Origin of the sequence: Mixta tenebrionis (assembly GCF_006517625.1) — a bacterium.
Classification (GTDB): domain Bacteria; phylum Pseudomonadota; class Gammaproteobacteria; order Enterobacterales; family Enterobacteriaceae; genus Mixta; species Mixta tenebrionis.
The window spans coordinates 109,544-134,112 of record NZ_VHQI01000010.1; the positions used below are offsets into that span (position 1 = coordinate 109,544).

The window sequence follows — 24,569 nt, forward strand, 5'->3', positions numbered from 1 at the left end:
TGGTAGCGTGCTGGAAAGAATTAAAGCCTGTTTTACCGAAAGTATACAAACACAAATAGCCGCGGCGGAGGCGCTGCCCGATGCCATTTCGCGTGCGGCGATGACGATGGTGCATTCGCTGCTGAACGGCAATAAGATTCTCTGCTGCGGCAACGGCACGTCGGCGGCGAACGCGCAGCATTTTGCCGCCAGCATGATCAACCGTTACGAAGCGGAGCGCCCCAGTCTGCCAGCGCTGGCGCTGAGCGCGGATAACATCCTGCTGACCGCTATCGGCGACGACCGGCTGCATGACGAAGTCTACGCCAAGCAGGTGCGGGCGCTGGGTCAGACGGGCGATGTGCTGCTGGCGATCTCTACCCGCGGCAACAGCCGGGATATTATTAAGGCGGTTGAGGCGGCGGTCACGCGTGATATGACCATTATCGCCCTGACCGGCTATGACGGCGGCGAGCTGGCCGGCCTGCTGGGCCCGCAGGATGTGGAGATCCGCATTCCTTCGCACAGAAGCGCAAGGATTCATGAGATGCATATGCTCACCGTGAACTGCCTGTGTGATTTGATTGATAACACGCTTTTTCCACACCAGGAATAAATAAGGAGATGCCATGAAAGCATTATCTGTGCTGGCCGTGATCTTTACCGCCTTGCTGTTACAGGGCTGCGCCGCCGTGGTTGTCGGCAGCGCGGCGGTGGCGACCAAGACCGCGACCGATCCACGTACCGTAGGGACGCAGGTGGACGATGGAACGCTGGAGCTGCGCGTCAGCAACGCGCTGGCGAAAGATCAGCAGATCAAAAACGAGGCGCATATCGTCGCTACCGCCTACCAGGGCAAAGTGCTGCTGACCGGCCAGGCGCCGGGCAGCGACGTAGCCGATCGCGCGAAGCAGATAGCGATGGGCGTGGAGGGCGCGACGGAGGTCTATAACGAAGTGCGCCAGGGGCCGAAGGTGACGCTCGGCACCGCCTCATCCGATACCTGGATCACCACCAAGGTGCGCTCTCAGCTGCTGGGCAGCGATCGGGTGAAGTCGTCTAATGTGAAGGTGACCACCGAAAACGGCGAGGTCTTTCTGTTAGGTCTGGTGACGCAGCAGGAGGCCAGCGCGGCGGCGGATATCGCCAGCCGGGTCAGCGGCGTGAAGCATGTCACTACCGCCTTTACTATCCTGAAATAGTTCTCCAGGGGCGACGTTGATGTCGCCCCGCTCTGTTACGCCATCAGATCGATGACCAGCGCGCGCAGCGAGGTTTGCGCCTCCAGGCAAAGGCGGGATTCGTCACGGATAAAGGCGCCGTCGCCGCAGGCCAGCCTCTCCCGCTCGCCGTTGGCCGTCAGCGCATGAAAGCTACCGTGGATCGACTGTAGCCAGGCGCGCGATCCCCGCAGCGGCTGCTGCCATTTTTCACCTGGCTCCAGCCGGATATGGTGGATCCAGACCTGCTGACGCACCAGCAGGCTGCCATCTTCTCCGTCAGGCGAGGCGACTAGCTGATGCGGCTGGCGCGTATTCAGCGCCAGCTGCTGCACCAGATTATTCTCGCGATCCGGGCAGGCGTCGAGCCAGAGCTGAAGACGCGTCAGCGCGCGCTCTTTACTGACGTTCAGTTCGCTCCAGGTCACTCCCGGCTGCGTTGACAGCAGCAGCGCTTCGCCGGCGGCGGCGCGAATGCAGTTGCCTTCGCTGTCGCGGTACTCCGCTTCGCCCTGCAAAATCAGGTTAATAATATCCACCTGCGGATAGGTGCGCGGCTGAAAGGCGGCGCCGGGCGCCAGCACTTCCTGATTCAGCACGCGCAGCGAAGCGTAGCCCAGAAGTTTCGGATCGAAGTAGTGGCCAAAAGAAAAGGTATAGCGCGCCTGTAGCCAGCCGTAATCGGCCTGGCCGCACTGTTGCGCGGTGCGTGAAGTCATCATCGTTAGTTTGCCTCCCGGCAGCGTTTGCCTGTAGCGCAGAAACGCTGGTTAGGTTTCCATGGTAAATATCTGGACGCCGGATTGTTAGCCAGTTAATCTGCCAGGCATATTCAAAATTACTGACAGAGATGCGCTATGGCAAAAGATCGGGCCCTGACCCTGGAAGCATTACGCGTGATGGACGCTATCGATCGGCGCGGCAGCTTTGCCGCGGCGGCGGATGAACTGGGCCGCGTGCCATCTGCACTTAGCTATACCATGCAGAAGCTGGAAGAGGAGCTGGATGTCGTTTTATTTGATCGTTCCGGCCATCGCACCAGGTTTACCAACGTTGGGCGTATGCTGCTGGAACGCGGCAGGGTGCTGCTGGAGGCAGCCGATAAACTGACTACCGATGCGGAAGCGCTGGCGCGCGGCTGGGAAACCCACCTGACCATCGTAACCGAAGCGCTGGTGCCTACCGAATCGCTGTTTCCGCTGGTAGGCAAGCTGGCGGAAAAGGCCAATACGCAGATTTCCCTTATCACCGAAGTGCTGGCGGGCGCCTGGGAGCGGCTGGAGCAGGGACGCGCCGATATTGTGGTGGCGCCCGATATGCACTTTCGCGCCTCCACGGAGATCAATACCCGCAAGCTCTACAGCGTGATGAGCGTTATCGTCGCCAGTCCGGATCATCCGATCCATCAGGAGCCGGAGCCGCTGTCGGAAACCACGCGGGTAAAATATCGTGGTATCGCAGTGGCGGATACCGCGCGCGAAAGGCCGGTGTTAACGGTACAGCTGCTGGATAAGCAGCAGCGTCTGACGCTCAGCAGCATGGACGATAAGCGACGTGCGCTGCTGGCCGGGCTGGGCGTGGCGAGCATGCCCTGGCCGCTGGTGGAAGAAGATATTGCGCAGGGACGGTTGCGCGTGGTCAGCCCGGAAACAACGCGCGAGATCGATATTATCATGGCCTGGCGTCGCGACAGCATGGGCGAGGCGAAAGCCTGGTGCCTGCGTGAAATTCCGCGCCTGCTGGCGAAAAAAGGGTAGCCTTGTCAGGCTGTGGCAGGCAAAGCGGGATCGCGCTGGACGGCGTGCAAAACAGGCGGTGAATGGCAGCGCCTGCGCGCATGTGGCTGCGCGGCGGCGCTCGGTGGTTGATGCGTTCGCCTTAGGCGCCTGGTTGATGAAAACGCTGGCGTTGCGCGTCAGGGAAACGCTCGTCGCGTCCGTGCGGCTCATCCCAGCGCGTCTCCGGGCCTAACGAGATCACGCCGCTGGGGTTGATGGTTTTATGGCTGCGGTAATAGTGGTGGCGAATATGATCGAGGTTTACCGTTTCGGCGATGCCCGGCATCTGCCAGATGTCGCGTAAAAAGCCGTTCAGGTTCAGGTAATCGCCGATGCGCTGTCGATCGCATTTAAAATGGGTAACATAGACCGGATCGAAGCGCACCAGGGTGGTCCACAGGCGCAGATCCGCCTCGGTCAGCTGGTTACCGGTCAGCCAGCGATGCTGCCCAAGCAGCTGCTCCAGCCGCTCCAGCGCATGAAACAGCGCGGTCGCCGCCTCTTCATAAGCCGGCTGCGAAGTAGCGAAACCTGCCTTATACACGCCGTTATTTACCTGGTCATAAACCCAGCCGTTAACCGCGTCGATTTTTTCACGCAGCGCCGCCGGATAGTAGTCGCCCGCCCGTGCGCCAACGGCGTCGAACGCGCTGTTGAACATGCGGATGATATCGGCGGATTCGTTGCTGACGATGGTCTGCTGCCGTTTATCCCACAGTACCGGCACGGTTACGCGCCCGCTGTATTGCGCATCGGCATGCTGATAAAGCTGATAGAGGAAATCGTGCTGATAAAGCGTATCGCCAGTGGCCGCCGGGAAATCCTGCGCGAAGGTCCAGCCGTTTTCCAGCATCAGCGGATGCACCACGGAAACGGAAATCATCTGCTCCAGCCCCTTTAGCTGACGCATCAGCAGCGTGCGGTGCGCCCAGGGGCAGGCAAGCGACACATAAAGATGATAGCGATCGCGCTCGGCGGCAAAACCCGCTTTGCCGGTAGGGCCGGCGCTGCCGTCGGCGGTAACCCAGTTGCGAAAGGCGGCTGCAGAGCGTTTAAAGCGGCCGCCGTTTGATTTGGTATCGTACCAGCTATCCTGCCAGACGCCGTCAACCAGTTGTCCCATAGCTCCTCCGAAATAAAACAGGCGAGAATGGAACCATCCTCGCCCTGATGTTATTGAGTATAGCGGTCGCTTACCACTTTTTGCCGAGCAGGCGGTCAATGCTGTAAGCGCCTGGTCCGGTGATGCCGAGCAGCAGGAAGCCGCCAGCCATGGTCACGTTCTTCATAAACATAATAGAGTTGACGCCTTCAGCGAAGTTGCTGTGGAACAGAAAGGCCGTCAGCAGCGTAAACACGGCGGTGAAGAGCGCGGTGAAGCGCGTCAGGAAGCCAAACAGGATAGCGAGACCGCCGCCCAGCTCCAGCAGAATCACCAGCGGCAGAATAAAGGCCGGAACGCCCATCGCCGTCATGTACTGCGCCGTGCCGTCATAGCCGGTAATTTTGCCCCAGCCGGAAACGATATACAGAATCGGCATTAAAATACGTGCAACTAACAGACCAGTATCTTCTAATTTTTTCATGGTTTTCCCCAGTATTGTTTTGCGTCAGACAACAGGCGTCCGGGCGATTAAAGGCAGGCAACGCAAGCGTTTAAGCGCATTGTTTGCTAACTGAGGAGGATAATAGGCGCAGCAGGGAAGTTTTGTAAGCGAGATAAACTGTCAGAGAAGTTCAATAAAATTGAATCTGATAGCCTGCGCATTATCGCAGGCTACCCGATTACGCCTAATGCTTCTGCGGCAGGTTGGCTTTCACCAGACGCCAGGTACTCCAGAGTCCAAATCCGCGCTTCGCCCAGCGCATAAAGAAGTTTGGATTGCGCACCGACCAGATGGCCATGGCGCTGCTGCCGATCGCCAGGTAGCTGCGCAGGCTCAGCAGCGTCATCCAGCCGCGATCGTAACGGGCGGTATGCAGCAGCCAGTCACGACGGGCCGCGCTAAGATCGAGGCGCTGCTGGTGAATGGCGATTAACAGATCCGCTTTACGTTGCTCACGGGCGGCGCGCTTCATGAATGGCGATCCTCCAGCATCTGGCGGTCGGAGGCCAGCTCCTTACGCGTATGGTGCAGTAGCGTAGACTTGCGTGATTTACGCAGCGTCCACAGGCCGAAAATCAGCGCCAGCAGGAAAAGTACGCCGGTAGTGATGCCGATCGCCATCAGGCGATACTGCGCATCTACCGCCCAGATGATAAGCACCATCAGGCTCATCAAACCAAAAGCGGTAAACAGCATGGTCAGGCCGATCATCAACAGCATCTGTATCAGATTGGCCTTTTCCTCTTCCAGCTCGACCACCGCCAGGCGCACACGGGTTTCTACCATGCTAACCAGCGTAGTAACGAGACGCTGTCCGATGTTGATGACCCCTTTGCCTGGGCCGTGGCTTTGCTGAGCATCGGCCATAATTAACGACGCGACATCAGCATGCCGATCACCAGACCAACGGCGGCGCCGATGCCCACGCCGTGCCACGGATTTTCACGCACATAGTCGTCGGCGCGGCCTACCGCTTCGCGGGTAGTCTGCGACAGCCGATCGCCGGTTTCGCCCAGGCGTTGGCGCGATTCATCCAGCGCGGCGCGCGCTTTGCTGCGCAGCTTGTCTATCTCTGATTTCGATTTATCGGTGGACTGGCTCAGCACTTCTTCCAGCGTATCCGCCAGGTTTTTCAGCTCGGCGCGCAGGTGTTCTGACGTAGTATCTTTTGACATGAAACACTCCTTTATTCTCAGGCAATGTACGCTGTAAATGGGTTAGTAAGGCGCTGACTGTAGCGCTTTCAGCTCTTCGCGCTCTTCCTCTAATTTGCGTTGGCGTTTGGCGATTTTCTCCTTGTCGCCATCCTCCTCGGCATCTTTCAAATCCTTTTCACGTTCGGCCACTTCACGCTGCTTAGCCTGGATATTCTCCTGATGCGCCGCCTTCAGCTTCTCATCGGTACAGCTGGCGCGAACCTCGGTTAGCGCGCGTTCCAGCCCGTTCACCCGGCGTTGATTATCATGCTGTTGGGCATAAGATATTTCCCGCTCGATATCCTTTTCTTTCTGCATACAGAGCGTATTTGCCGCCTGCGTGAAACCAGAGAGAGAAACCAGCGTCAGAAAAAGCGAGGTGCGAAATTTCATGTGATAGCGGCCTTCCATTGTTAAGCTCAGCCGTTCCCTGTGAACGGTAAAGATGCGGCGGTGATGAGGCTGGCTGCCGTGCCGCCTCATAACCTTTTGTAAGAATAGACACTCTTTGGCGAAAGCTCAAAAAGCGTTGCTGAAGAAGAGATTTTACGAAAAGTATCGCGTCGGGCGATCCACTCAGCCGACGGACTGCTGGCGCAGCGAAATTTTGTTCAGCCAGCCGCTGCTGCCGTTATTCTCCAGCCGGGCGATCTCGAAGCCGTAGGGCAGGATTTTATGCAGCGCCTGCTGTGCGGCCTGACTCTGCTCTTCGGATTCAAAACGCAGCACCAGTGAGTCCTGCGCGGGCGTAATGCTCTTAACCGGTATCCCCAACGCGTTGAGCTGCTGCCAGACGTAGAAACCGTCCGGCAGCGTCACGCCCTGATGCGTCACGCGAATTTGCAGCGCGTTCTCATGACGAAACAGGGCGGGCAGCAGGGCGAAGGCGATAATCGCCAACAGGCCAGCCAGCAGCCAGCGCAGCGGCTGGCGTAAAAGAGGCTGCAGCCAGCGCATCACGGCTGACCTTTCTCATCAATGCCGGCCTGACGTTTACGCCACAGCACTACCAGCGAACCGATCAGGCCGAACACCAGCAGCACCAGCGGCAGCAGCATCAGGCAAAACATCAGCTCATCTTCGTAGCGGCGGAAAATCGGCGTTTTCCCCAGCGCGAAGCCCAGTACGGTCAGGATTAGCACCCATAAAAAGCCGCTCATCCAGTTAAAAAACTGAAAGCGGGCGTTGCTCAGGCCGGAAAGCCCGGCGATAGTCGGCAGCAGGGTGCGCACGAAAGCGATAAAGCGGCCAATTAACAGCGCTGACAGGCCGTGGCGATGAAACAGCTGATGGGCGCGCTGATGATACTGCGCGGGCAGGTGCGATAGCCATTTTTGCACCGTGGGCGTATTGCCCAGCCATTTACCTTGTATATAACTGACCCAGCAGCCAAGGCTGGCGGCGGTGGTAAGAATAAACAGCGTCAGCGGGAAATTCATGGTGCCTTTGGCGATTAGCACGCCCACTAAAATCAGCAGGCTATCGCCGGGCAGGAAAGCGGCAGGCAGCAGCCCGTTTTCCAGAAAAAGAATCATAAACAGTAAGCCATATATTGCCCAGACCAGCGTCGGATCGGCCAGTGTCTCAAAATCTTGTTGCCATAACGCTTGCAACAATGCTTTTAAAATATCCATTCATTGTTCCTGAACTTCATTGTTAATACAGGCTCATCGATCGGCAGGCCAACAGAGCGGGCAGGTTATTTTTTAGTGTAGTCGCCGCTACCGCAGGCCGGGTAATCGCCTTCTGCCGATATTGTATAAAAAACCGCAGCACTCCTCTTTCCCGAAACGAAAGGGTAAGAAAAGGCAGTTAACTGTAACAAAATACAGCGATGCGAGACAGGGAAAGTTGCCCCCGCCTAAGAGTTTTACCGACGGCACTCATTAGCGGGAAGGAGCTTTACACAGGCTGACACTAAAGTAAGTTTGCTGACTTTAGACGCTTTGGCAACCAAAGCGTCCTTTTTTAGCGTGAAGAGGAGGTATCGGGTAAGATCACCGGGTTTTCAGCGAACATATAACGATCGACATTGAATTCAAAATCGTCGGTGGTGGCGTTAAACAACATCTGACGCGTATTTTCCAGATGTTGCCACATCGCCAGCTTGGCGGCAGCGGGGTCTTTACGTATCAACGCTTTCAGAATCGCATCGTGATCGCTGCACCAGCTGCCGATAGCGCGCTGATCGATATGCTCATGCAGCTTCAGCCAGTAAGGGTTGTGGGTGCGGTGCAGCCACATTTTTTCCACGATAGCCGCCAGCGCGCTGTTTTGCGTCGCCATAGCGATTTGCACGTGAAAATGCATATCCCACTCCGAGTCGCGGAAGCGATCCTCACTGCGCGCGCGTTCCTGAATATCCATCAGCTGCATAATATCTTGACGCGTAACGCGCGTGGCGGCGAACTCCGCCACGTTGCTTTCAATCAGCTGGCGCGCCTGTAACAGCTCAAACGGGCCAAAATTGGCGAACTCCAGCTGGCTGTCCGCGACTACGCGGTGACTCTGCTGGCTGGAGATAACGTGAATGCCGGAGCCTTTGCGCACCTCTACGTAGCCTTCCACTTCCAGCATGATAATAGCTTCACGCACCACGGTGCGGCTGACCTGCATCTCCTCGGCGATAAGGCGTTCAGCGGGCAGTTTGTCGCCCACCCGATACTGACCAGCCTCAATACGCATTTTTAGCTCTGACGCCAGCTGTTGATAAAGGCGTCGCGGTTCGCTGATTTCCATAAGCACATCCATAGCAGGGAATATTCTGTAAGTTGTTATACCACTTAACCGGCCTGTGGGCCAATGGCTGTCAGCGCAAGGAGCCTGAAATGCGAGGGAACGCGCACTTCAGGCAGCAGGCGGCCTGGGCGGCGCGGCGCGCTCTGGCACAGGCGCAGATAACGTTGTGCTGGAGCAGCGGCAAGCGCGAAAAGAGAAAAGTCGGCGACGAGAGGAAAACAGCAAGAAGAACAGGGACGCAGTCAGGGAAACGCAAGGAAAGATAGATCGGGATAAGGGAAACAGGCAAAGAGAGAACAAGCGGCAGGGGAAAGCAAAAAAGAAAGGAAAAGAAAGAACGAAGGGTAAAGGCTGATTGGCATGGGAAAGGAAGATCGTTACGCGAAAGAAAGACTGGCAGAGAAAAAGAAGATTGGCGCGGAAAAGGAAGAGCGCGTGAGGAAACCGGAGGGCGCGGAAAAACCGGCCGGATGTACGTCGCCTGCGCGCATCCGGCCCGGCCGCTTAGCTACGTACCGGCGTACCGGCAGGAGCGACACTCTGTTCCTGCTGCAGTTCAGAAACCGGTTTATTTTTCAGTACCGTCCAGATAACTACCGCGCCGAGCAGATCGAACACCGCCAGCGCAGCAAACAGCGGACTAAAGCCCAGCGTATCGGCCAGCGCGCCCACTACCAGGGCGAACATGGTGCTGGCGGTCCAGGCGGCCATGCCGGTCAGACCGTTAGCAGTCGCGACTTCGTTACGTCCGAAAACATCTGAAGAGAGCGTAATCAGCGCGCCGGACAGCGCCTGGTGAGCGAAGCCGCCGATGCACAGCAGGCCGATTGCCACGTAAGGGCTGGTAAACAGGCCGATAGTGCCGGGGCCGATCATCAGAACCGCGCCCATGGTTACCACCAGCTTACGCGAAACGATCAGATTAACGCCGAAAACGCGCTGGAACAGCGGCGGCAGATAGCCGCCGACGATGCAGCCAAGATCGGCGAACAGCATCGGCATCCAGGCGAACATAGCGATCTCTTTCAGGTTAAAACCGTAGACTTTAAACATAAACAGCGGGATCCAGGCGTTAAAGGTGCCCCATGCCGGTTCCGCCAGGAAGCGCGGCAGGGCAATGCCCCAGAACTGCCGGTTGCGCAGGATCTGCCAGGCGCTCATTTTTTTGCCGTTGCTGACCTGATGCTGCGCCTCCTGGCCGGAGAGGATATAGTCACGCTCTTCATCGCTTAATTTCTTCTGCTGTTTGGGATGCTTATAGAAAATCAGCCAGCACAGCGCCCAAATCATGCTGAGAATACCGGTAATGATAAACGCCATCTGCCAGCTGTGGGCGACGATAGCCCATACTACCAGCGGCGGCGCTACCATCGCGCCGATGGACGAGCCAACGTTGAAATAGCCGACGGCGATCGAGCGCTCTTTGGCCGGAAACCATTCGCTGCTTGCTTTCAGACCGGCGGGGATCATTGCCGCCTCGGCCGCGCCGACCGCGCCGCGGGCGATAGCCAGGCCGCCCCAGCTGCCTGCCAGCGCGGTGGCGGCGCAGAACACCGCCCACAAAATCGCGAACAGCGCATAGCCTACTTTCGTGCCCAGCACGTCAAGGATATAGCCCGCTACCGGCTGCATGATGGTATAGCAGGCCGAGTAGGCGGCAACAATATAGGAATATTGCTGCGTAGTGATGTGGAGTTGTTCTTCGAGCGTAGGTGCGGCAACGGCAATGGCGTTGCGCGTCAGGTAACCCAGCACGGTACCGATGGTCACCAGACCAATCATATACCAGCGCAGACCTTTTATTTTACGCATGTCATACCTCTTCCAGTTCTGTTTGCGGCCCGTGCCGCTGTTGTTGTTATGCGGGTCTGTCAACGCTGAAGCCCGACAGAGAGCATTTGCGAACTTATCCTGGGCCTCAGCCCATTTTTTATTTCCTTGCCTGTAAAAAATTTCCCAACCAATTTGGACCGCCAGAAGATAACTTGTCATACCGATTTAAAAGTTGAATGCCATCACAAAAACCACCTTTGTAATGTGGGATACTAAAAATCACGAAATGTCAGTGAATTAGTAGCTTTAACGGCGATTAGTCGAAAAATCAGGCGCAATAAGATGTCTGATATGTGAGCTGAATCTCAAAATTATCGCTGCGGCTGCGTGAATTGGTATGATAACTTTTTGCCATCAGCTGAACGCAACTGCGCCGTTCATGTAAGAGGAGTCAGGAATGTCCCGTTTTATGACCGAAGATTTTTTACTCGATACTGAATTTTCGCGGCTTCTGTACCACGATTACGCGGCCGATCAGCCAATTTTTGACTATCACTGTCATCTGCCGCCGCAGCAGATCGCCGATAACTATCGTTTTAAAAACCTGTATGACATCTGGCTGAAGGGCGATCACTATAAGTGGCGCGCAATGCGCGCAAACGGCGTACCGGAAGCGCTCTGCACCGGCGACGCCAGCGATCGCGAAAAATTCAACGCCTGGGCGCGTACTGTGCCGCATACCATCGGCAATCCGCTCTACCACTGGACGCATCTTGAGCTGCGCCGTCCCTTTGGCATTACCAACGTGCTGCTTTCTGAGAAAACCGCCGATCGCATCTGGGATGAGTGCAACGCGCTGCTGGCGCAGGATGACTTTACCGCGCGCGGGATCATGCAACAGATGAATGTGCGTATGGTGGGCACTACCGACGACCCGATTGACGATCTGCAACATCATCGGCGTCTGGCGCAGGACGGCAGCTTTGCTGTCAAAGTGCTGCCGAGCTGGCGTCCTGATAAAGCCTTCAATATTGAGGCGGAAAGCTTCGGCGATTACCTGCGTCAGCTTGGCGCGGTAGCGGACGTGGATATACGTCGCTTTGATGATTTACGCCGCGCGCTCAGCAAGCGGCTCGACCATTTCGCCGCGCACGGCTGCAAGGTTTCCGATCATGCGCTGGATGTGGTGCTGTTCGCCGAGGCGGACGACGCCGCGCTGGATGCTATTCTGGCTCGCCGCCTGCAGGGCAATACGCCTTCTGAGCAGGAGATGGCACAGTTTAAAACGGCGGTGCTGGTCTGGCTGGGCGCTGAATATGCCCGTCGCGGCTGGGTACAGCAGTACCATATCGGCGCGCTGCGCAATAATAACCATCGCCAGTTTCAGCTGCTGGGCCCGGACGTAGGCTTTGACTCCATTAACGATCGTCCGCTGGCGGAGCCGCTGGCGCGCCTGCTGGACGCGCAGAACCGCAACAACGCGCTGCCGAAAACCATCCTTTACTGCCTGAACCCGCGCGATAACGAAGTGCTGGCGACCATGGTGGGTAATTTCCAGGGCGAAGGCGAGCCGGGCAAAATGCAGTTTGGCTCCGCCTGGTGGTTTAACGATCAGCTGGACGGCATGCAGCGCCAGATGATGCAGCTGGCGCAGATGGGCCTGTTGAGCCGCTTCGTCGGCATGCTTACCGACAGCCGCAGCTTCCTCTCCTATACGCGCCACGAATATTTCCGTCGTCTGCTGTGCCAGATGATCGGGCGCTGGGTAGAGAACGGCGAGGCGCCGGCGGATATCGATCTGTTGGGCAATATGGTGAAAAACATCTGTTTCAACAACGCACGCGACTATTTCGGCATCGCGCTTTAAGTCGGGGAAATTCTATGCAAACCCTTAACCGTACCGCTTTTCCCGGCCCGCGCTATCCCACGCGCATCGTCCAGTTTGGCGAAGGGAATTTTCTGCGCGCCTTTATTGACTGGCAGCTCGATCTGCTTAACAGCCATAGCGATCTGGATGCCGGCGTTACGGTAGTCAGGCCGATCGATCGTCAGGCGGACTATACGCTGAACCATCAGGACGGACTCTATACCGCGTTGATCCGCGGCCTGAACGCGCAGGGCGAAACGATCAGCGAACCGCGGTTGATTCGCACGGTGAACCGGGAGATTCAGCCCTGGCGCCAGTTCGATGAATATATGGCGCTGGCGCGCGATCCGCAGATTCGCTTTATGTTCTCCAACACCACCGAGGCGGGGATTGCATTTAACGGCGACGATCGGCTGGATGATCGCCCGGCGCGATCCTTCCCCGGCAAACTTACGCAGCTGCTGTGGGTGCGCTGGCAGCATTTCGCCGGCGCGGCGGATAAGGGCTGGATCCTGCTGCCCTGCGAACTGATCGATAACAACGGCGACACGCTGCGCGAGATCGTGCTGCGTTATGCCGAGCTGTGGCAGCTGCCGCCAGCCTTCAGCGACTGGATTATGCAGCACAATATCTTCTGCAATACGCTGGTGGACCGCATCGTTCCCGGCTATCCGCGCGAAGATGCGGAAGAGATTTTCGCTACGCTGGGCTACCGCGATCCGTTGCTGGTGGCGGGCGAGGTGTTCTATCAGTTCGTAATTCAGGGGCCGCAGCAGGTGGCCGACGAGCTGCGGCTTAACGCGCTGCCGCTGAATATTCGCCTGGTGGACGATATCAAGCCGTGGAAAGAGCAGAAGGTGGCGATCCTTAACGGCGCGCATACCGCGATGGTGCCGGTGGCCTGGCTCTCCGGACTGGATACCGTCGGCGAGGCGATGGCCGACAGGCAAATCGCCGCCTTTATCGACGCTATGCTGCGCGAGGAGGTAATACCGACGCTGGATCTGCCGGCGGAAGATCTGCACCGCTTTGCCGATGCGGTACTGGGACGCTTCCGTAATCCGTTTATTCGCCATCAGCTCTCTGCGATTGCCCTCAACAGCATGACCAAATTCCGCACGCGTCTGCTGCCGCAGCTGCTGGCGGGCCATCAGCAAAGCGGACGCTGGCCGACGCGCATTACCTTCGCGCTGGCGGCGCTGCTGGCTTACTACCGCGGCGAACGCGACGGCGTGCGCTATCCGCTACAGGATGACGCGCAGTGGCTGGATCGCTTCGCCACGCTCTGGGCGCAGCAGGCGCAGGGCGCGATTACCCTGCAGCAGCTGGTTGCCGCGGCGCTGAGCGATGCAGCGCACTGGGAGAGCGATCTGAGCCAGCAGCCGGGCCTGGTCGAGGCGGTTGCCGAACACCTGCAAACCATTGCCGCTCAGGGGATGCGGGCGGCAATACCACACTGAGGAACTGCGGCTATGCAACAGGCCATTAAAATAGCGCCGCGCGATAATGTCGCCGTCGCACTGAGCGATCTGGACGAAGGCAGCGAGCTAACGCTGGAGGGGCTGACGGTGACGCTGCGCCAGCCGATTGCGCGCGGGCATAAGTTTGCGCTGCGTTCCATCGCGGCGGGTGAACACGTCATTAAATATGGCCTGCCTATTGGCCATGCAACGCAGCCGATCGCCGCCGGTGAACACGTTCATGCCCAGAACGCGCGCACTAACCTGAACGATCTGGATCAGTATCAGTACCAGCCCGATTTCGTTGCCCTGCCGCCGCAGGCCGCCGATCGCGAGGTGCAGCTCTACCGCCGCGCCAGCGGAGAAGTCGGCATCCGCAACGAACTCTGGATCCTGCCTACCGTCGGCTGCGTTAACGGCATCGCGCGCCAGATCCTGCAACGTTTTCTGCGTGAAAGCGATAACGCGGCGGATATCGACGGCGTATACCTGTTCAGCCATCCGTTCGGCTGCTCCCAGCTGGGGCAGGATCATGAAAACACCCGCACCATGCTGCAAAACATGGTGCGCCATCCGAACGCCGGCGCGGTGCTGGTGATCGGTCTCGGCTGTGAAAACAATCAGGTTGACGTTTTCCGTGAGACGCTGGGCGATTACGATAGCGAACGCGTCAGCTTTATGATCTGTCAGCAGCAGGAAGATGAAGTAGAGGCGGGGCTGGAGCATCTGCGTCGGCTTTATGAGGCGATGCGTCACGATCGGCGAGAGCCGGGCAGGCTAAGCGAGCTGCGCTTTGGTCTGGAGTGCGGCGGTTCCGACGGCTTCTCCGGCATTACCGCCAACCCACTGCTGGGCCGCTTCTCCGATCGGATGATCGCCAACGGCGGCACCACGGTGCTGACCGAGGTGCCGGAAATGTTCGGCGCCGAGCGCATACTGATGAGCCGCTGCCGGGATGAAGCGACCTTTGAGAAGACGGTGGCGATGGTCAACGATTTTAAACGTTACTTTATTGCGCATCAGCAGCCGATCTATGAAAACCCGTCGCCGGGCAATAAGGCGGGCGGCATCACTACGCTGGAAGAGAAATCGCTGGGCTGCACGCAAAAAGCGGGACAGAGCCAGGTGGTGGACGTGCTGAAGTATGGCGAACGCCTGCGACAGCCGGGGCTGAACCTGCTCAGCGCGCCAGGCAATGACGCGGTGGCCACCAGCGCGCTGGCCGGCGCCGGCTGCCACATGGTGCTGTTTACCACCGGGCGCGGCACGCCCTATGGCGGCTTTGTGCCAACGGTAAAAATCGCTACCAACAGCGAACTGGCGGAGCGCAAGCCGCACTGGATCGATTTCAACGCCGGGCCGCTGGTGCAGGGAACCGCGATGGAGAGCCTGCTGGACAGCTTCGTTGACTACATTGTCGAGGTGGCGAGCGGCAGAGAAACCAATAACGAGCGCAATGATTTTCGCGAGCTGGCGATTTTCAAAAGCGGCGTTACGCTGTAAAAAAAGGCGCCCCGCGGGGCGCCTTCTGTTTTGTTGCGCGGCGCTTAGCCGGGATTTCTTGCCGCTTCGCGACGCTCTTCCGCCTGACAAACCGCGGCGGTAAACAGGATATCGGTGGAGGAGTTAAGCGCGGTTTCCGCTGAATCCTGCAGCACGCCGATAATAAAGCCGACGGCGACCACCTGCATCGCTATATCATTCGGGATGCCGAACATATTACAGGCTACCGGAATCAGCAGTAGCGAACCGCCCGCCACGCCGGAAGCGCCGCAGGCGCAGAGCGAGGCCACCAGGCTGAGCAGCAGAGCGGTAGGTACGTCTACATGGATACCCAGCGTATTTACCGCCGCCAGCGTCAGGACGGTAATAGTAATCGCCGCGCCCGCCATGCTGATGGTTGCGCCCAACGGAATAGAGACCGAGTAGGTGTCCTCATCCAGCTGTAACCTTTTCGCCAGCGCCATATTAACCGGAATATTGGCCGCCGAGCTGCGGGTAAAGAAGGCGGTTACGCCGCTTTCGCGCAGGCAGGTGAACACCAGCGGGTAGGGATTGCGACGAATCTGCCACCATACCAGTATCGGGTTAAATACCAGCGCCATCAGCAGCATACAGCCAATCAGCAGCGTAAGCAGATGAGCGTAATCCCACAGCGCGGAAAAGCCGGTAGAGGCCAGAATAGAGGCTACCAGACCGAAGATCCCCAGCGGCGCGCAGCGGATGACCATTTTCACCACCCAGGTAACAGCCTCTGAGGCGTCGTTCAGCAGCTGGCGCGTGTTGTCGCTGCTGTGGCGGAACGCAATACCCAGGCCGATGGCCCAGACCAGAATACCGATATAGTTGGCGTTGATTAGCGCATCAATGGGGTTAGCGACCATGCTCATCAGCAGGCCGCGCAGCACCTCCAGAATGCCGGAGGGCGGCGTAATCCCTTCCTGTGCCGTATTCAGCGTCAGGGTTTGCGGCCAGAGATGGCTGCATACCACCGCTACCAGCGCGGCGAAGAAAGTGCTCAGCAGATAGAGCAGAATGATCGGACGAATATTGGTTTTCTGCCCCTGTCTGTGGTTAGCGATTGAGGCGATCACCAGTACCAGAACCAGCAGCGGCGCCACCGCTTTCAGCGCGCTAACGAACAGCGAACCCAGCAGGCCAACGGCCAGCGCCGTCTCTTTTGAAAACCAGGCGAGGGCGACGCCCGCCGCCAGGCCGATCATAATTTGTTTTACCAGACTGCCGCCCAGCAGGCGCGCAATCAGCGTAGAAGAGCTTTTTCCCATCGTCAGAACCAGTAATTGTTATTGTGACCGTGTTTGCCCAACTGGACGAAAATACGGTATGAGTGTTTGCCTGGGGGAGTATAAGGAAATGCGATGGCAGGAAAAGTAGAAATTCTACCTTTTCAGCGCGGATCAAATTTTTTTATCGCTGTGTAACTTAACTGTGATAGTGATTGCATTTACTACATGCTGATAACGCAAAATTATTAGCGGTGCACTATGTGCACCGCCGAATATTATTTTGCCAGACGCTTTTGGTCATTTTTTCGGTTAACCCAGGCATTGATCAATAACGTCATGCCCAGGATGGTGCCGACCACCGTCAGCGATACCGCCACCGGAATATGCCAGATATCGACAATCAGCATTTTGACGCCGATAAACACCAGCACGATAGCCAGGCCGTATTTCAGCATGGAGAAACGTTCCGCCACGCCCGACAGCAGAAAATACATGGCGCGCAGGCCAAGGATAGCGAACAGGTTGGAAGTCAGCACGATAAAGGGATCGGTGGTGACGGCGAAGATCGCCGGAATGCTGTCGACGGCGAAAATTACATCGCTCAGCTCCACCATAATCAGCACCAGCAGCAGCGGCGTGGCATACAGCAGGCCGTTGCGGCGCACAAAGAATTTTTCGCCCTGCAGGTCATCGGTTATGCGCAGATGGCTACGCAGCCAGCGCACCACCGGCTTATCGCCGACGGCGTTCTCATCATCCTCTTTGCTGAAGGCCATTTTAATGCCGGTAAGCAGCAGAAAGGCGCCGAACAGATAGAGGATCCAGCTGAACTGGGTAACCAGCCAGCTGCCGGCGAAGATCATAATGGTACGCAGTACGATAGCGCCCAGCACGCCGTAAATCAGCACGCGTCGCTGCCAGGCCGCCGGAATGGCAAAATAGCCGAACAGCATCAGCCAGACGAAAACGTTATCCACCGCCAGCGCTTTTTCCAGCACGTAGCCGGTTAAAAAAGCCATCGTTTGCGTATTGGCGATCTCTCGCCCGGCGGCGCCGTCGAGATACCACCAGAAGGCGGCGGCAAAAAGCAGCGAAACGGAGATCCAGACCAGCGACCAGAAAGCGGCCTGCTTTAACGTCATGGTTTGCGCGCCGCGTCGCCCCTGCAGCAAGAGATCGATCGCCAGCATAATCAGCACGACAGCGGCAAAGCTGCCCCAGAGTAACGGTGTGCCTACGGTTTGCATAATTCAGTCCTGTCGGTAAACAAAAACGGCTAACGTCGGAAGACGCCAGCCGTTGCCGTTTATTGCAAGCAAAGCCCCGCCTTCCGGCAAGGTCTCACTTACAACGCAGAATATGATTCCGGGTCGCCCGATGACCGGATGCGTAACGCATCGTAATGACGATCGATCGGCTTACAAGTTACTCCCCTTTGCTGTGGCAAAAGATAGAAGGGGACGCGGCAATAAGCAATGCCTGACGGAAATATTTAGCAATATTTACATAGCGCTCAGCGCTCTGCGCCGTCGGCCGGAAACACCACGCCGGTCTGGCGGCGAATTTCCGTCAGCCAGCGAGCGGTGCTGAGCGACAGCGCCAGCCCGGAATGGTCATATTCGCCCCGCGCTACCAGCCCGACAAACCGCTGCGCCTCATAGCGCATGCTGTTATCGTGCTGCGGCTGGCTTAATACCTGTGCCGCGCCGCCGCGCGGAATAAAGGCTACGCGCTGGCACTCCGCCAGCTTTTCAATTACCAGCGAGCCCGCTTCGCCCTGGATCTCGCTGGGGATCTGCGAGTCGCTGACCTTGGAGTGCAGCAGCGTTACGTCGAAGCCCTGATATTGCATGATGACCGTGCCGTGCGCATCGACGCCGCTCTCCAGCAGCGTCGCCTGCGCCTGCACACGCTGCGGCTCGCCCCACAGCGCCAGCGCGCTTGCCAGGCAGTAATAGCCAATATCCATCATAGAGCCGTTGGACCAGCGCGGCTCAAAGGTGTTAGGCCGTTCGCCGTTAAGGTAGCGCGGATAACGCGAAGAGTACTGGCAGTAGTTGAACAGGGCCTTGCGCAGTTTGCCCAGCTGCGGCAACGCCTCGCGCAGCGTAGCGAAGTTGGGCAGACAGGCGCTCTTAAACGCCTCAAACAGCACCACGCCATTTTCACGGGCGCAGGCGATCATCTGCTCAGCCTCCCGCAGGTTAGAGGCCAGCGGTTTTTCACAAATCACATGCTTGCGATGGCGCATAAACAGCAGCGCCTGCTCGCAGTGCAGGGCGTTGGGGCTGGCGAGATAGACGGCATCGATGGCGTCTGAGGCGGCCATCTGCTCCAGCGAAAGAAACAGGTGTTCAGCCGGGCAATCCCTGTTGAAGGCCTGCGCCTGCTCCAGCGTACGTGAATAGATGGCGGCCAGCTGCATCGCGCCGGTTTGCTGTGCGGCGGCGACAAACTGCCGCGTAATCCAGTTAGTGCCTACAATAGCGAAACGAATCATCGGAAACTTCCGGGCATGGGCGAAGAATGGCAGCGTAGCACAGGCGGCGCGGCGTGCCACCACCGGGCGGCAGAGAGAATTTGATCCTGCGATCCGCCTTCCAATATCATGGCGCTTCGCCTGGCTTCAGCAAACCGCAACAGAAGGATGCGATGTGAGCAGCAGTAAACACGTTCTGAACTGGACCGCTATTTGGGTCGCTATTCCGGTAGGCGGTGCGGCATCGCTGGTGACGCTGGGTTTTCGCCATGTGATTGAGCTGATCAACCGGCTGCTGTTTCACAGCGATCGGGATATTACCGAGGCGATTACCTTCTGGCCGTGGTTTTTCTGGCCGCTGATTGTCGGGCTGGGCGGCGTGATTGCGGGCTGCTTTCTGCACTACGCCGCCGCCCTTGAGCGGCGGCAAACCAGCAAAACCGACTATCTGGAGGTGATCAACGCCCGCCTCGACGCGGTGCCGACCAAAACCTCGCTGTTTCGCGCGCTCTCGTCGATCGCCAGTATCGGCAGCGGCGCGTCGGTGGGGAAAGAGGGGCCGATGGTGCAGCTCTCCGCGCTGTGCGGCAGCCTGATGGGACGCTTTCTGTTTCGTCGTACCGCCATCAGCAACAGCGAAATCGTGGCGATGGCGGCGTCGGCGGGGCTGGCGTCGGTTTATCATGCGCCGCTGGCTTCGGCGATCTTCGTGGCGGAAATCGCCTTCGGCATCACCGCGCTGCAAAGGCTAATCCCGTTGATTATCGCGGCGGCGACGGCGGTAATGACTATGTGGGCGCTGGGCTATCGCAACGCCATCTATCCGTTTGCGGAGGCGCAGTTTCAGCTCAGCCCGGCCACGCTGCTGCTGACGGTGGCGATTGGTCTGCTGTGTGGGCTGCTGGGCTGGATTTTTATCACGCTGATTGGCCGCAGCAGGCGGTGGTTCGCTCAGGTCAAGAGCCTGCCGCTGCGCCTTGGATTAGGCGGCGTGCTGGTAGGGGCGCTGGCGATAGTTTCTGGCGATATCCTCGGCAATGGTTATGAAGTGATCGTGCATATTATGGCCGGACGCTATCTGTTGCCCGCGCTGCTGCTGCTGCTGGTAGCGAAAATGGCGGCGACGGCGCTGTCGGTGGGATCGGGCGCGGTTGGCGGCTTGTTTACCCCCTCGCTGCTGGTAGGGGCGCTGCTGGGGGTGATTATCGCCACGCTGGCGGCGCAGGCGGGGATGCCGGTAGGCAACGCGCTGCTGTTCGCCGTGGTGGGGATGGGCGCGATGCTGGCGGCGGTTAGCCAGGCGCCGCTGATGGCGATGCTGATGGCGCTGGAGATGACGCTCAACAGCAGCCTGCTGTTTCCGGTGATGATCGCCAGCGTGCTGGCGGCGATGCTCGCCTGGCGCTTACAGGCCGCCAGCGCCTGGCCGGTGGTGACGCAGCATTTTAACCGCGCCGATGCCAAGCTCGATTTTGATAACGGCATTATCGAGCAGTTTATCGTGCCCGGCGCCGCGCTGCTGCCGCATGAATCGGTAGGGCGCGCGCTGGCGGTCAGCTCGCTGAAAAAAGAGCGCTATGTTTATGTGATTAACGAGCTGGGCCATTTCCTCGGCGTGGTGTCGATTCATGACATCTCCCGCAAAATCCTTGATGGCGAACTGACGCCCAACTCGCCGGTGGTGCTGGTGATGGATGGGCAGTTTCCCTGCGTGTTCCGCAATCAAACTATCCGCGAAGGGTGGGAGGCGTTTGCGCAGGTTACGCTGGAGCGCCTGCCGGTGCTGAACAATCCGCAGGATCGTAAATATCTCGGCGTGCTGACTAAAACCAGCCTGATCCGCAAAGCGAAGGATTTTATCTGAGCTAACCGGCGTTGCCCTGCAGCGCCTGGTGCGTCAGCCAGAGACGGGTATCAAACTCCAGCTGGTGATACTCCGGCTCCATATAGCAGCAGAGCTGATAAAACGCCTTGCTGTGATCTTTCTCTTTGATATGCGCCAGCTCATGCACCACGATCATTCGCAGGAACGCCTCCGGCGCCTGGCGGAACAGGGTAGCGACGCGGATCTCCGCCCTGGCTTTCAGCTTGCCGCCCTGTACCTGAGAAACGGCGGTATGCAGGCCGAGCGCATATTTCATAACGCGGATTTTGCTGTCGTATATCACCTTATTTAGCGGCGGCGCGTTGCGTAGATAGCGGTTTTTCAGCGCCAGCGTATAGTCATACAGCGCTTTATCGCTGGTGACGCTGTGCATATCGGGATAACGTTTCGCCAGCACTTCGCTGAGGCGCTGCTGATCGATCAGGGTTTGCACCTGACGCAGCAGCGTATCGGGGTAACCCTGCAGATAAATTAATGGCGACATGACGCGACCCGAATAAAAAGGCAGTATACTGCGCCCCCGCTTTCGGGGCGAAAAGATGCGCCATAGTACCACGCCGAGGAATCCATGAGCCAATTAGAACTGAGCCAACGCACGCTGACCCTACATCGTTTTCCGCGCATGCAGGAAGAAAACCCGCTACAGGCGTGGGATGCCGCGGATGAGTATCTGCTGCAGCAGACGCTGCCCGTGCCGGAACAGGGGCCGCTGCTGGTGTTCAATGACAGCTTCGGCGCGCTCGCCTGCGCGCTGGATCGCCCGCTCTACAGCATCAGCGACTCGTGGATCAGCCAGCAGGCGACGCGCCAGAATCTGCGCGATAACCAGCTGGATGAAGATCGCGTAGTGATGCTCGATAGCCTGGCGCCGCTGCCCGCCGCGCCCGCCTGCGTGCTGATTAAGATCCCGCGCGCGCTGGCATTGCTGGAACATCAGCTGCGTCAGCTGCGCGAGGTGGCGACGCCGGAGACGGTGATTATCGCCGGCGCGCGGGCGAAGGAGATCCATAACTCCACGCTGCAGCTGTTTGAGCGCATCCTCGGCCCGACCAAAACCTCGCTGGCGTGGAAAAAAGCGCGCCTGATTTACAGCACCTACGCCGCGCCTGCGCTAAAGCCGCAGCCGGAAACCCTGAGCTGGCCGCTGGAAGGCACGCCGTGGCAGATTCATAACTATCCCAACGTCTTTTCACGCAGCGGGCTGGATATCGGCGCGCGCTTTTTTATGCAGCATCTGCCCGATAATATCGACGGTGAAATCGTCGATCTCGGCTGCGGCAACGGCGTTATCGGCCTGCTGGCGCTGGAGATGAACCCGCTGGCGGAAGTGCATTTTTTCGATGAGTCGTGGATGGCGGTGGCTTCCAGCCGCCTTAACGTAGAGCGGAACCGCCCGCAGGATATGGCGCGCAGCCATTTTCAGGTGGCTAACGCGCTGAGCGGATTTCCCTCCGATCGCCTGCACGCGGTGCTGTGCAATCCGCCGTTCCACCAGCAGAGCGCAATTACCGATCATATTGCCTGGCAGATGTTCCGCGATGCGCGCCGCTGCCTGCAATATGGCGGCGAGCTGCGCATCGTCGGCAACCGCCACCTTGACTACCATCGCAAAATGAAAAAGCTGTTCGGCAACTGTACGCTGGTGGCCTCAAACAAAAAGTTTGTCGTGCTGCGTTCCGTTAAGCTGCGTTAAGGCGCCTACAGCGTCAGCGCCAGCTGCGTTCCCTGAGCGATGGCGCGGCGCGCATCCAGCTCCAGCGCGACGTCCGCCCCGCCGATAATATGTACCGGCCTGCCCAGCGCCCGTAGCGGCGCGGCCAGCGCCCGGTTCGGTTCCTGCCCGGCGCAGATAATCACCCGATCGACCGGCAGCAGCAGCGGGCTGCCGTCGCGCAGAATATGCAGGCCGCGGTCGTCAATGCGCTGATAGCTGACGCCGCCCCACATCTGTACGCCGCGCGCCAGCAGGCTGCTGCGGTGAATCCAGCCGGTGGTTTTGCCTAAACCGGCGCCCGGCTTGCCCGGCTTGCGCTGCAGCAGCCAGATTTGGCGCGGGCTGCGCGGCGGCTGCGGCTGCGTTAAACCGCCACGCTGGCGCAGGCTTTTATCGATGCCCCACTCCTGACAAAAGGCGTCGCCGTCGAGGCTGCTGCTACGATCGCCGTGACTGAGGTAGCTGGCGGTGTCGAAGCCGATGCCGCCCGCGCCGATAATGGCGACCCGTTCCCCCACCGGTTTTTTATCGCGCAATACTTCCAGGTAGCTCATTACCTTCGGGTGATCGATGCCTTCGATAGCGGGCGTGCGCGGTACGATGCCGGCGGCCAGCACGATCTCGTCAAAATCACGCAGCATCTCCGCCTCCGCGCGGCAGTTAAGGCGCAGCTCGACCCGATGAAGCGCCAGCTGGGTGCGGTAGTAGCGCAGCGTTTCGTTAAATTCTTCTTTGCCGGGGATCTGGCGCGCCACGTTAAACTGGCCGCCGGTTTCGGGCGCGGCGTCGAACAGCGTGACGCGGTGGCCACGCATTGCGGCATTAACGCTGAAGGCGAGTCCGGCCGGACCGGCGCCGACCACCGCAATCCTTTTAGGCTGACGGGCCGGCAGCTGCGGCAGCAGCGTTTCGTGACAGGCGCGCGGATTGACCAGACAGGAGCTGACCCTGCCGGCAAAAACCTGGTCAAGGCAGGCCTGATTGCAGCCGATGCAGGTGTTGATTTCCGCCGCGCGTCCAGCCTGCGCCTTGCTGACGAAGGCGGCATCCGCCAGAAAAGGACGCGCCATGGAGATCATATCCGCACAGCCCTCATCCAACAGGCGCTGCGCCACTTCCGGCTGATTAATGCGGTTAGTGGCGATCAGCGGCAGCGTCAGATGCTGACGCAGCGTCCGGGTGACCCAGCCGAAAGCGGCGCGCGGAACGGCGGCGGCGATGGTCGGTATCCGCGCCTCATGCCAGCCGATGCCGGTATTGATCAGCGTCGCGCCTGCGGCTTCCGTCGCCTGCGCCAGCTGGATGGTCTCCGCCAGCGTATTGCCGTCCGGCACCAGATCGAGCATCGACAGGCGATAGATAATAATAAAGTTATTGCCGGTCGCCGCCCGCACCGCTTCCACAATGCGTAACGCAAAGCGCATGCGATGAGCGAAATCGCCGCCCCATTCATCGTTGCGCTGGTTGGTGCGCGCGGCGAGGAACTGATTAATCAGATAGCCTTCCGATCCCATAATCTCGACGCCGTCGTAGCCTGCCTGCTGCGCCAGCGCGGCACAGCGGGCAAAATCTGCGATTAGCTGCAGAATCGCCTCGTGCGTCAATGTCTGCGGCGTGAAAGGATTAATCGGCGCCTGGAGCGGCGAAGGAGCCACCAGCGAAGGCTGATAGCTGTAGCGCCCGGCGTGCAGGATCTGTAAGGCGATCTTACCGCCGTGCTGATGCACCGCTTCGGTGATTGAACGATGGTGCGGCAGCTGCGCCTCGCTGTTCAGCAGCGAACCGCCGGGCGTAATCACGCCTTCCGGCGAGGGCGCGATGCCGCCGGTAACGATCAGCGCCACGCCGTTGGCGGCCCGCTCCGCATAGAAGGCGGCCAGACGCCGGGCGCCGTCAGGGCGTTCCTCCAGGCCGGTATGCATCGAACCCATCAGCACGCGGTTTTTAAGCTGGGTAAAACCCAGATCGAGCGGATCGAAAAGCGAAGGGGCGATCGACATAGGGCGGCTCACCTGAATGTTAATTTTTTGTTGAGTGGTCAGATGAGTTGACTGTAACCGCTGCGGCGGGAAAGGAAAGCGGCAGGCGAGCAGGCTGTGAGATATATCAAAAAAGCGCTCCGCCC

24 protein-coding genes are annotated in these 24,569 nt (G+C 58.7%); 8 read left to right on the top strand and 16 right to left on the bottom strand.

Annotated elements, in window-relative coordinates; translation table 11 throughout:
* Nucleotides 1–7 precede the first annotated feature (7 nt).
* Entirely contained in the window at nucleotides 8–595 is a 588-nt protein-coding gene (gene diaA / locus FKM52_RS16215) for a DnaA initiator-associating protein DiaA (protein ID WP_141177194.1), read from the top strand.
* Between the two features lie 13 nt (nucleotides 596–608).
* Nucleotides 609–1,181, top strand: coding sequence for a division/outer membrane stress-associated lipid-binding lipoprotein (gene dolP, locus FKM52_RS16220; RefSeq protein ID WP_141177195.1), 573 nt, complete (start codon nucleotides 609–611; stop codon nucleotides 1,179–1,181).
* Between the two features lie 35 nt (nucleotides 1,182–1,216).
* On the opposite strand, the gene FKM52_RS16225 is transcribed toward dolP, so the two are convergent.
* On the bottom strand, nucleotides 1,217–1,921 hold the full coding sequence (locus tag FKM52_RS16225; RefSeq protein WP_141177196.1) for a pirin family protein: 705 nt from the start codon (nucleotides 1,919–1,921) through the stop codon (nucleotides 1,217–1,219).
* Nucleotides 1,922–2,056: 135 nt separating this feature from the next.
* On the opposite strand from FKM52_RS16225, the gene FKM52_RS16230 reads away from it, so the two are divergent.
* Nucleotides 2,057–2,956: a LysR family transcriptional regulator gene (locus tag FKM52_RS16230; protein ID WP_141177197.1), complete on the top strand. Its 900-nt coding sequence runs from the start codon at nucleotides 2,057–2,059 to the stop codon at nucleotides 2,954–2,956.
* 121 nt (nucleotides 2,957–3,077) lie between these two features.
* Here FKM52_RS16230 and FKM52_RS16235 read toward each other — a convergent pair whose 3' ends face one another.
* The 10 genes from FKM52_RS16235 to FKM52_RS16280 all read right to left on the bottom strand — a co-directional run bounded on the left by FKM52_RS16235 (nucleotide 3,078) and on the right by FKM52_RS16280 (nucleotide 10,331).
* The gene (locus FKM52_RS16235; protein WP_141177198.1) at nucleotides 3,078–4,100 is read right to left on the bottom strand and encodes a glutathione S-transferase family protein; all 1,023 of its coding nucleotides are present in this window, start codon (nucleotides 4,098–4,100) and stop codon (nucleotides 3,078–3,080) included.
* Between the two features lie 70 nt (nucleotides 4,101–4,170).
* The gene (locus FKM52_RS16240) at nucleotides 4,171–4,563 is read right to left on the bottom strand and encodes a DoxX family protein (protein ID WP_141177199.1); all 393 of its coding nucleotides are present in this window, start codon (nucleotides 4,561–4,563) and stop codon (nucleotides 4,171–4,173) included.
* Nucleotides 4,564–4,768: 205 nt separating this feature from the next.
* The gene (locus FKM52_RS16245) at nucleotides 4,769–5,056 is read right to left on the bottom strand and encodes a YqjK-like family protein (RefSeq protein WP_141177200.1); all 288 of its coding nucleotides are present in this window, start codon (nucleotides 5,054–5,056) and stop codon (nucleotides 4,769–4,771) included.
* Entirely contained in the window at nucleotides 5,053–5,451 is a 399-nt protein-coding gene (locus tag FKM52_RS16250) for a phage holin family protein (RefSeq protein WP_181407948.1), read from the bottom strand. The genes FKM52_RS16245 and FKM52_RS16250 overlap by 4 nt, the downstream gene beginning before the upstream one ends.
* A 2-nt stretch (nucleotides 5,452–5,453) precedes the next feature.
* Nucleotides 5,454–5,759: an ElaB/YgaM/YqjD family protein gene (locus FKM52_RS16255; RefSeq protein WP_141177201.1), complete on the bottom strand. Its 306-nt coding sequence runs from the start codon at nucleotides 5,757–5,759 to the stop codon at nucleotides 5,454–5,456.
* A 42-nt stretch (nucleotides 5,760–5,801) separates the two neighbouring features.
* On the bottom strand, nucleotides 5,802–6,173 hold the full coding sequence (locus tag FKM52_RS16260) for a DUF1090 domain-containing protein (protein ID WP_141177202.1): 372 nt from the start codon (nucleotides 6,171–6,173) through the stop codon (nucleotides 5,802–5,804).
* Between the two features lie 183 nt (nucleotides 6,174–6,356).
* Entirely contained in the window at nucleotides 6,357–6,737 is a 381-nt protein-coding gene (gene mzrA, locus FKM52_RS16265) for an EnvZ/OmpR regulon moderator MzrA (protein WP_141177203.1), read from the bottom strand.
* Entirely contained in the window at nucleotides 6,737–7,414 is a 678-nt protein-coding gene (locus FKM52_RS16270) for a DedA family protein (protein WP_141177204.1), read from the bottom strand. Before FKM52_RS16270 ends, mzrA begins: the two co-directional genes overlap by 1 nt.
* A 334-nt stretch (nucleotides 7,415–7,748) precedes the next feature.
* The gene (gene exuR, locus FKM52_RS16275) at nucleotides 7,749–8,519 is read right to left on the bottom strand and encodes a transcriptional regulator ExuR (RefSeq protein WP_141177205.1); all 771 of its coding nucleotides are present in this window, start codon (nucleotides 8,517–8,519) and stop codon (nucleotides 7,749–7,751) included.
* A gap of 504 nt (nucleotides 8,520–9,023) precedes the next feature.
* Nucleotides 9,024–10,331, bottom strand: coding sequence for an MFS transporter (locus tag FKM52_RS16280; protein WP_141177206.1), 1,308 nt, complete (start codon nucleotides 10,329–10,331; stop codon nucleotides 9,024–9,026).
* Between the two features lie 418 nt (nucleotides 10,332–10,749).
* Here FKM52_RS16280 and uxaC point away from each other — a divergent pair, with 418 nt between their 5' ends.
* Genes uxaC through FKM52_RS16295 form a run of 3 tightly spaced genes read left to right on the top strand, consistent with a single transcriptional unit; the run spans nucleotide 10,750 to nucleotide 15,122 of the window.
* The gene (gene uxaC / locus FKM52_RS16285; RefSeq protein WP_141177207.1) at nucleotides 10,750–12,159 is read left to right on the top strand and encodes a glucuronate isomerase; all 1,410 of its coding nucleotides are present in this window, start codon (nucleotides 10,750–10,752) and stop codon (nucleotides 12,157–12,159) included.
* Between the two features lie 14 nt (nucleotides 12,160–12,173).
* Complete coding sequence (locus tag FKM52_RS16290; protein ID WP_141177208.1) at nucleotides 12,174–13,619, top strand: tagaturonate reductase; 1,446 nt, start codon at nucleotides 12,174–12,176, stop codon at nucleotides 13,617–13,619.
* Nucleotides 13,620–13,631: 12 nt separating this feature from the next.
* On the top strand, nucleotides 13,632–15,122 hold the full coding sequence (locus tag FKM52_RS16295; protein ID WP_141177209.1) for a UxaA family hydrolase: 1,491 nt from the start codon (nucleotides 13,632–13,634) through the stop codon (nucleotides 15,120–15,122).
* Between the two features lie 44 nt (nucleotides 15,123–15,166).
* Here the strand turns inward: FKM52_RS16295 and sstT are convergent, their stop codons facing one another.
* The 3 genes from sstT to FKM52_RS16310 all read right to left on the bottom strand — a co-directional run bounded on the left by sstT (nucleotide 15,167) and on the right by FKM52_RS16310 (nucleotide 18,866).
* Nucleotides 15,167–16,405, bottom strand: coding sequence for a serine/threonine transporter SstT (sstT, locus tag FKM52_RS16300; RefSeq protein ID WP_141177210.1), 1,239 nt, complete (start codon nucleotides 16,403–16,405; stop codon nucleotides 15,167–15,169).
* Nucleotides 16,406–16,641: 236 nt separating this feature from the next.
* Nucleotides 16,642–17,613 carry a TerC family protein gene (locus FKM52_RS16305; protein ID WP_141177211.1) on the bottom strand — a complete coding sequence of 324 codons (972 nt, stop codon included), beginning with the start codon at nucleotides 17,611–17,613 and terminating at the stop codon, nucleotides 16,642–16,644.
* A gap of 266 nt (nucleotides 17,614–17,879) precedes the next feature.
* Nucleotides 17,880–18,866: a Gfo/Idh/MocA family protein gene (locus FKM52_RS16310; protein ID WP_141177212.1), complete on the bottom strand. Its 987-nt coding sequence runs from the start codon at nucleotides 18,864–18,866 to the stop codon at nucleotides 17,880–17,882.
* A gap of 154 nt (nucleotides 18,867–19,020) precedes the next feature.
* Here FKM52_RS16310 and FKM52_RS16315 point away from each other — a divergent pair, with 154 nt between their 5' ends.
* Nucleotides 19,021–20,709 carry a chloride channel protein gene (locus tag FKM52_RS16315; protein WP_141177213.1) on the top strand — a complete coding sequence of 563 codons (1,689 nt, stop codon included), beginning with the start codon at nucleotides 19,021–19,023 and terminating at the stop codon, nucleotides 20,707–20,709.
* A 1-nt stretch (nucleotide 20,710) separates the two neighbouring features.
* Here FKM52_RS16315 and FKM52_RS16320 read toward each other — a convergent pair whose 3' ends face one another.
* Nucleotides 20,711–21,214 carry a M48 family metallopeptidase gene (locus FKM52_RS16320; RefSeq protein WP_141177214.1) on the bottom strand — a complete coding sequence of 168 codons (504 nt, stop codon included), beginning with the start codon at nucleotides 21,212–21,214 and terminating at the stop codon, nucleotides 20,711–20,713.
* An 84-nt stretch (nucleotides 21,215–21,298) separates the two neighbouring features.
* Between FKM52_RS16320 and rlmG the strand changes: the two genes are divergently transcribed.
* Nucleotides 21,299–22,423, top strand: a complete 1,125-nt coding sequence (gene rlmG / locus FKM52_RS16325) for a 23S rRNA (guanine(1835)-N(2))-methyltransferase RlmG (protein ID WP_141177215.1) — start codon at nucleotides 21,299–21,301, stop codon at nucleotides 22,421–22,423.
* A 5-nt stretch (nucleotides 22,424–22,428) separates the two neighbouring features.
* Here rlmG and FKM52_RS16330 read toward each other — a convergent pair whose 3' ends face one another.
* Entirely contained in the window at nucleotides 22,429–24,444 is a 2,016-nt protein-coding gene (locus FKM52_RS16330) for an NADPH-dependent 2,4-dienoyl-CoA reductase (RefSeq protein ID WP_141177216.1), read from the bottom strand.
* Nucleotides 24,445–24,569 lie beyond the last annotated feature (125 nt).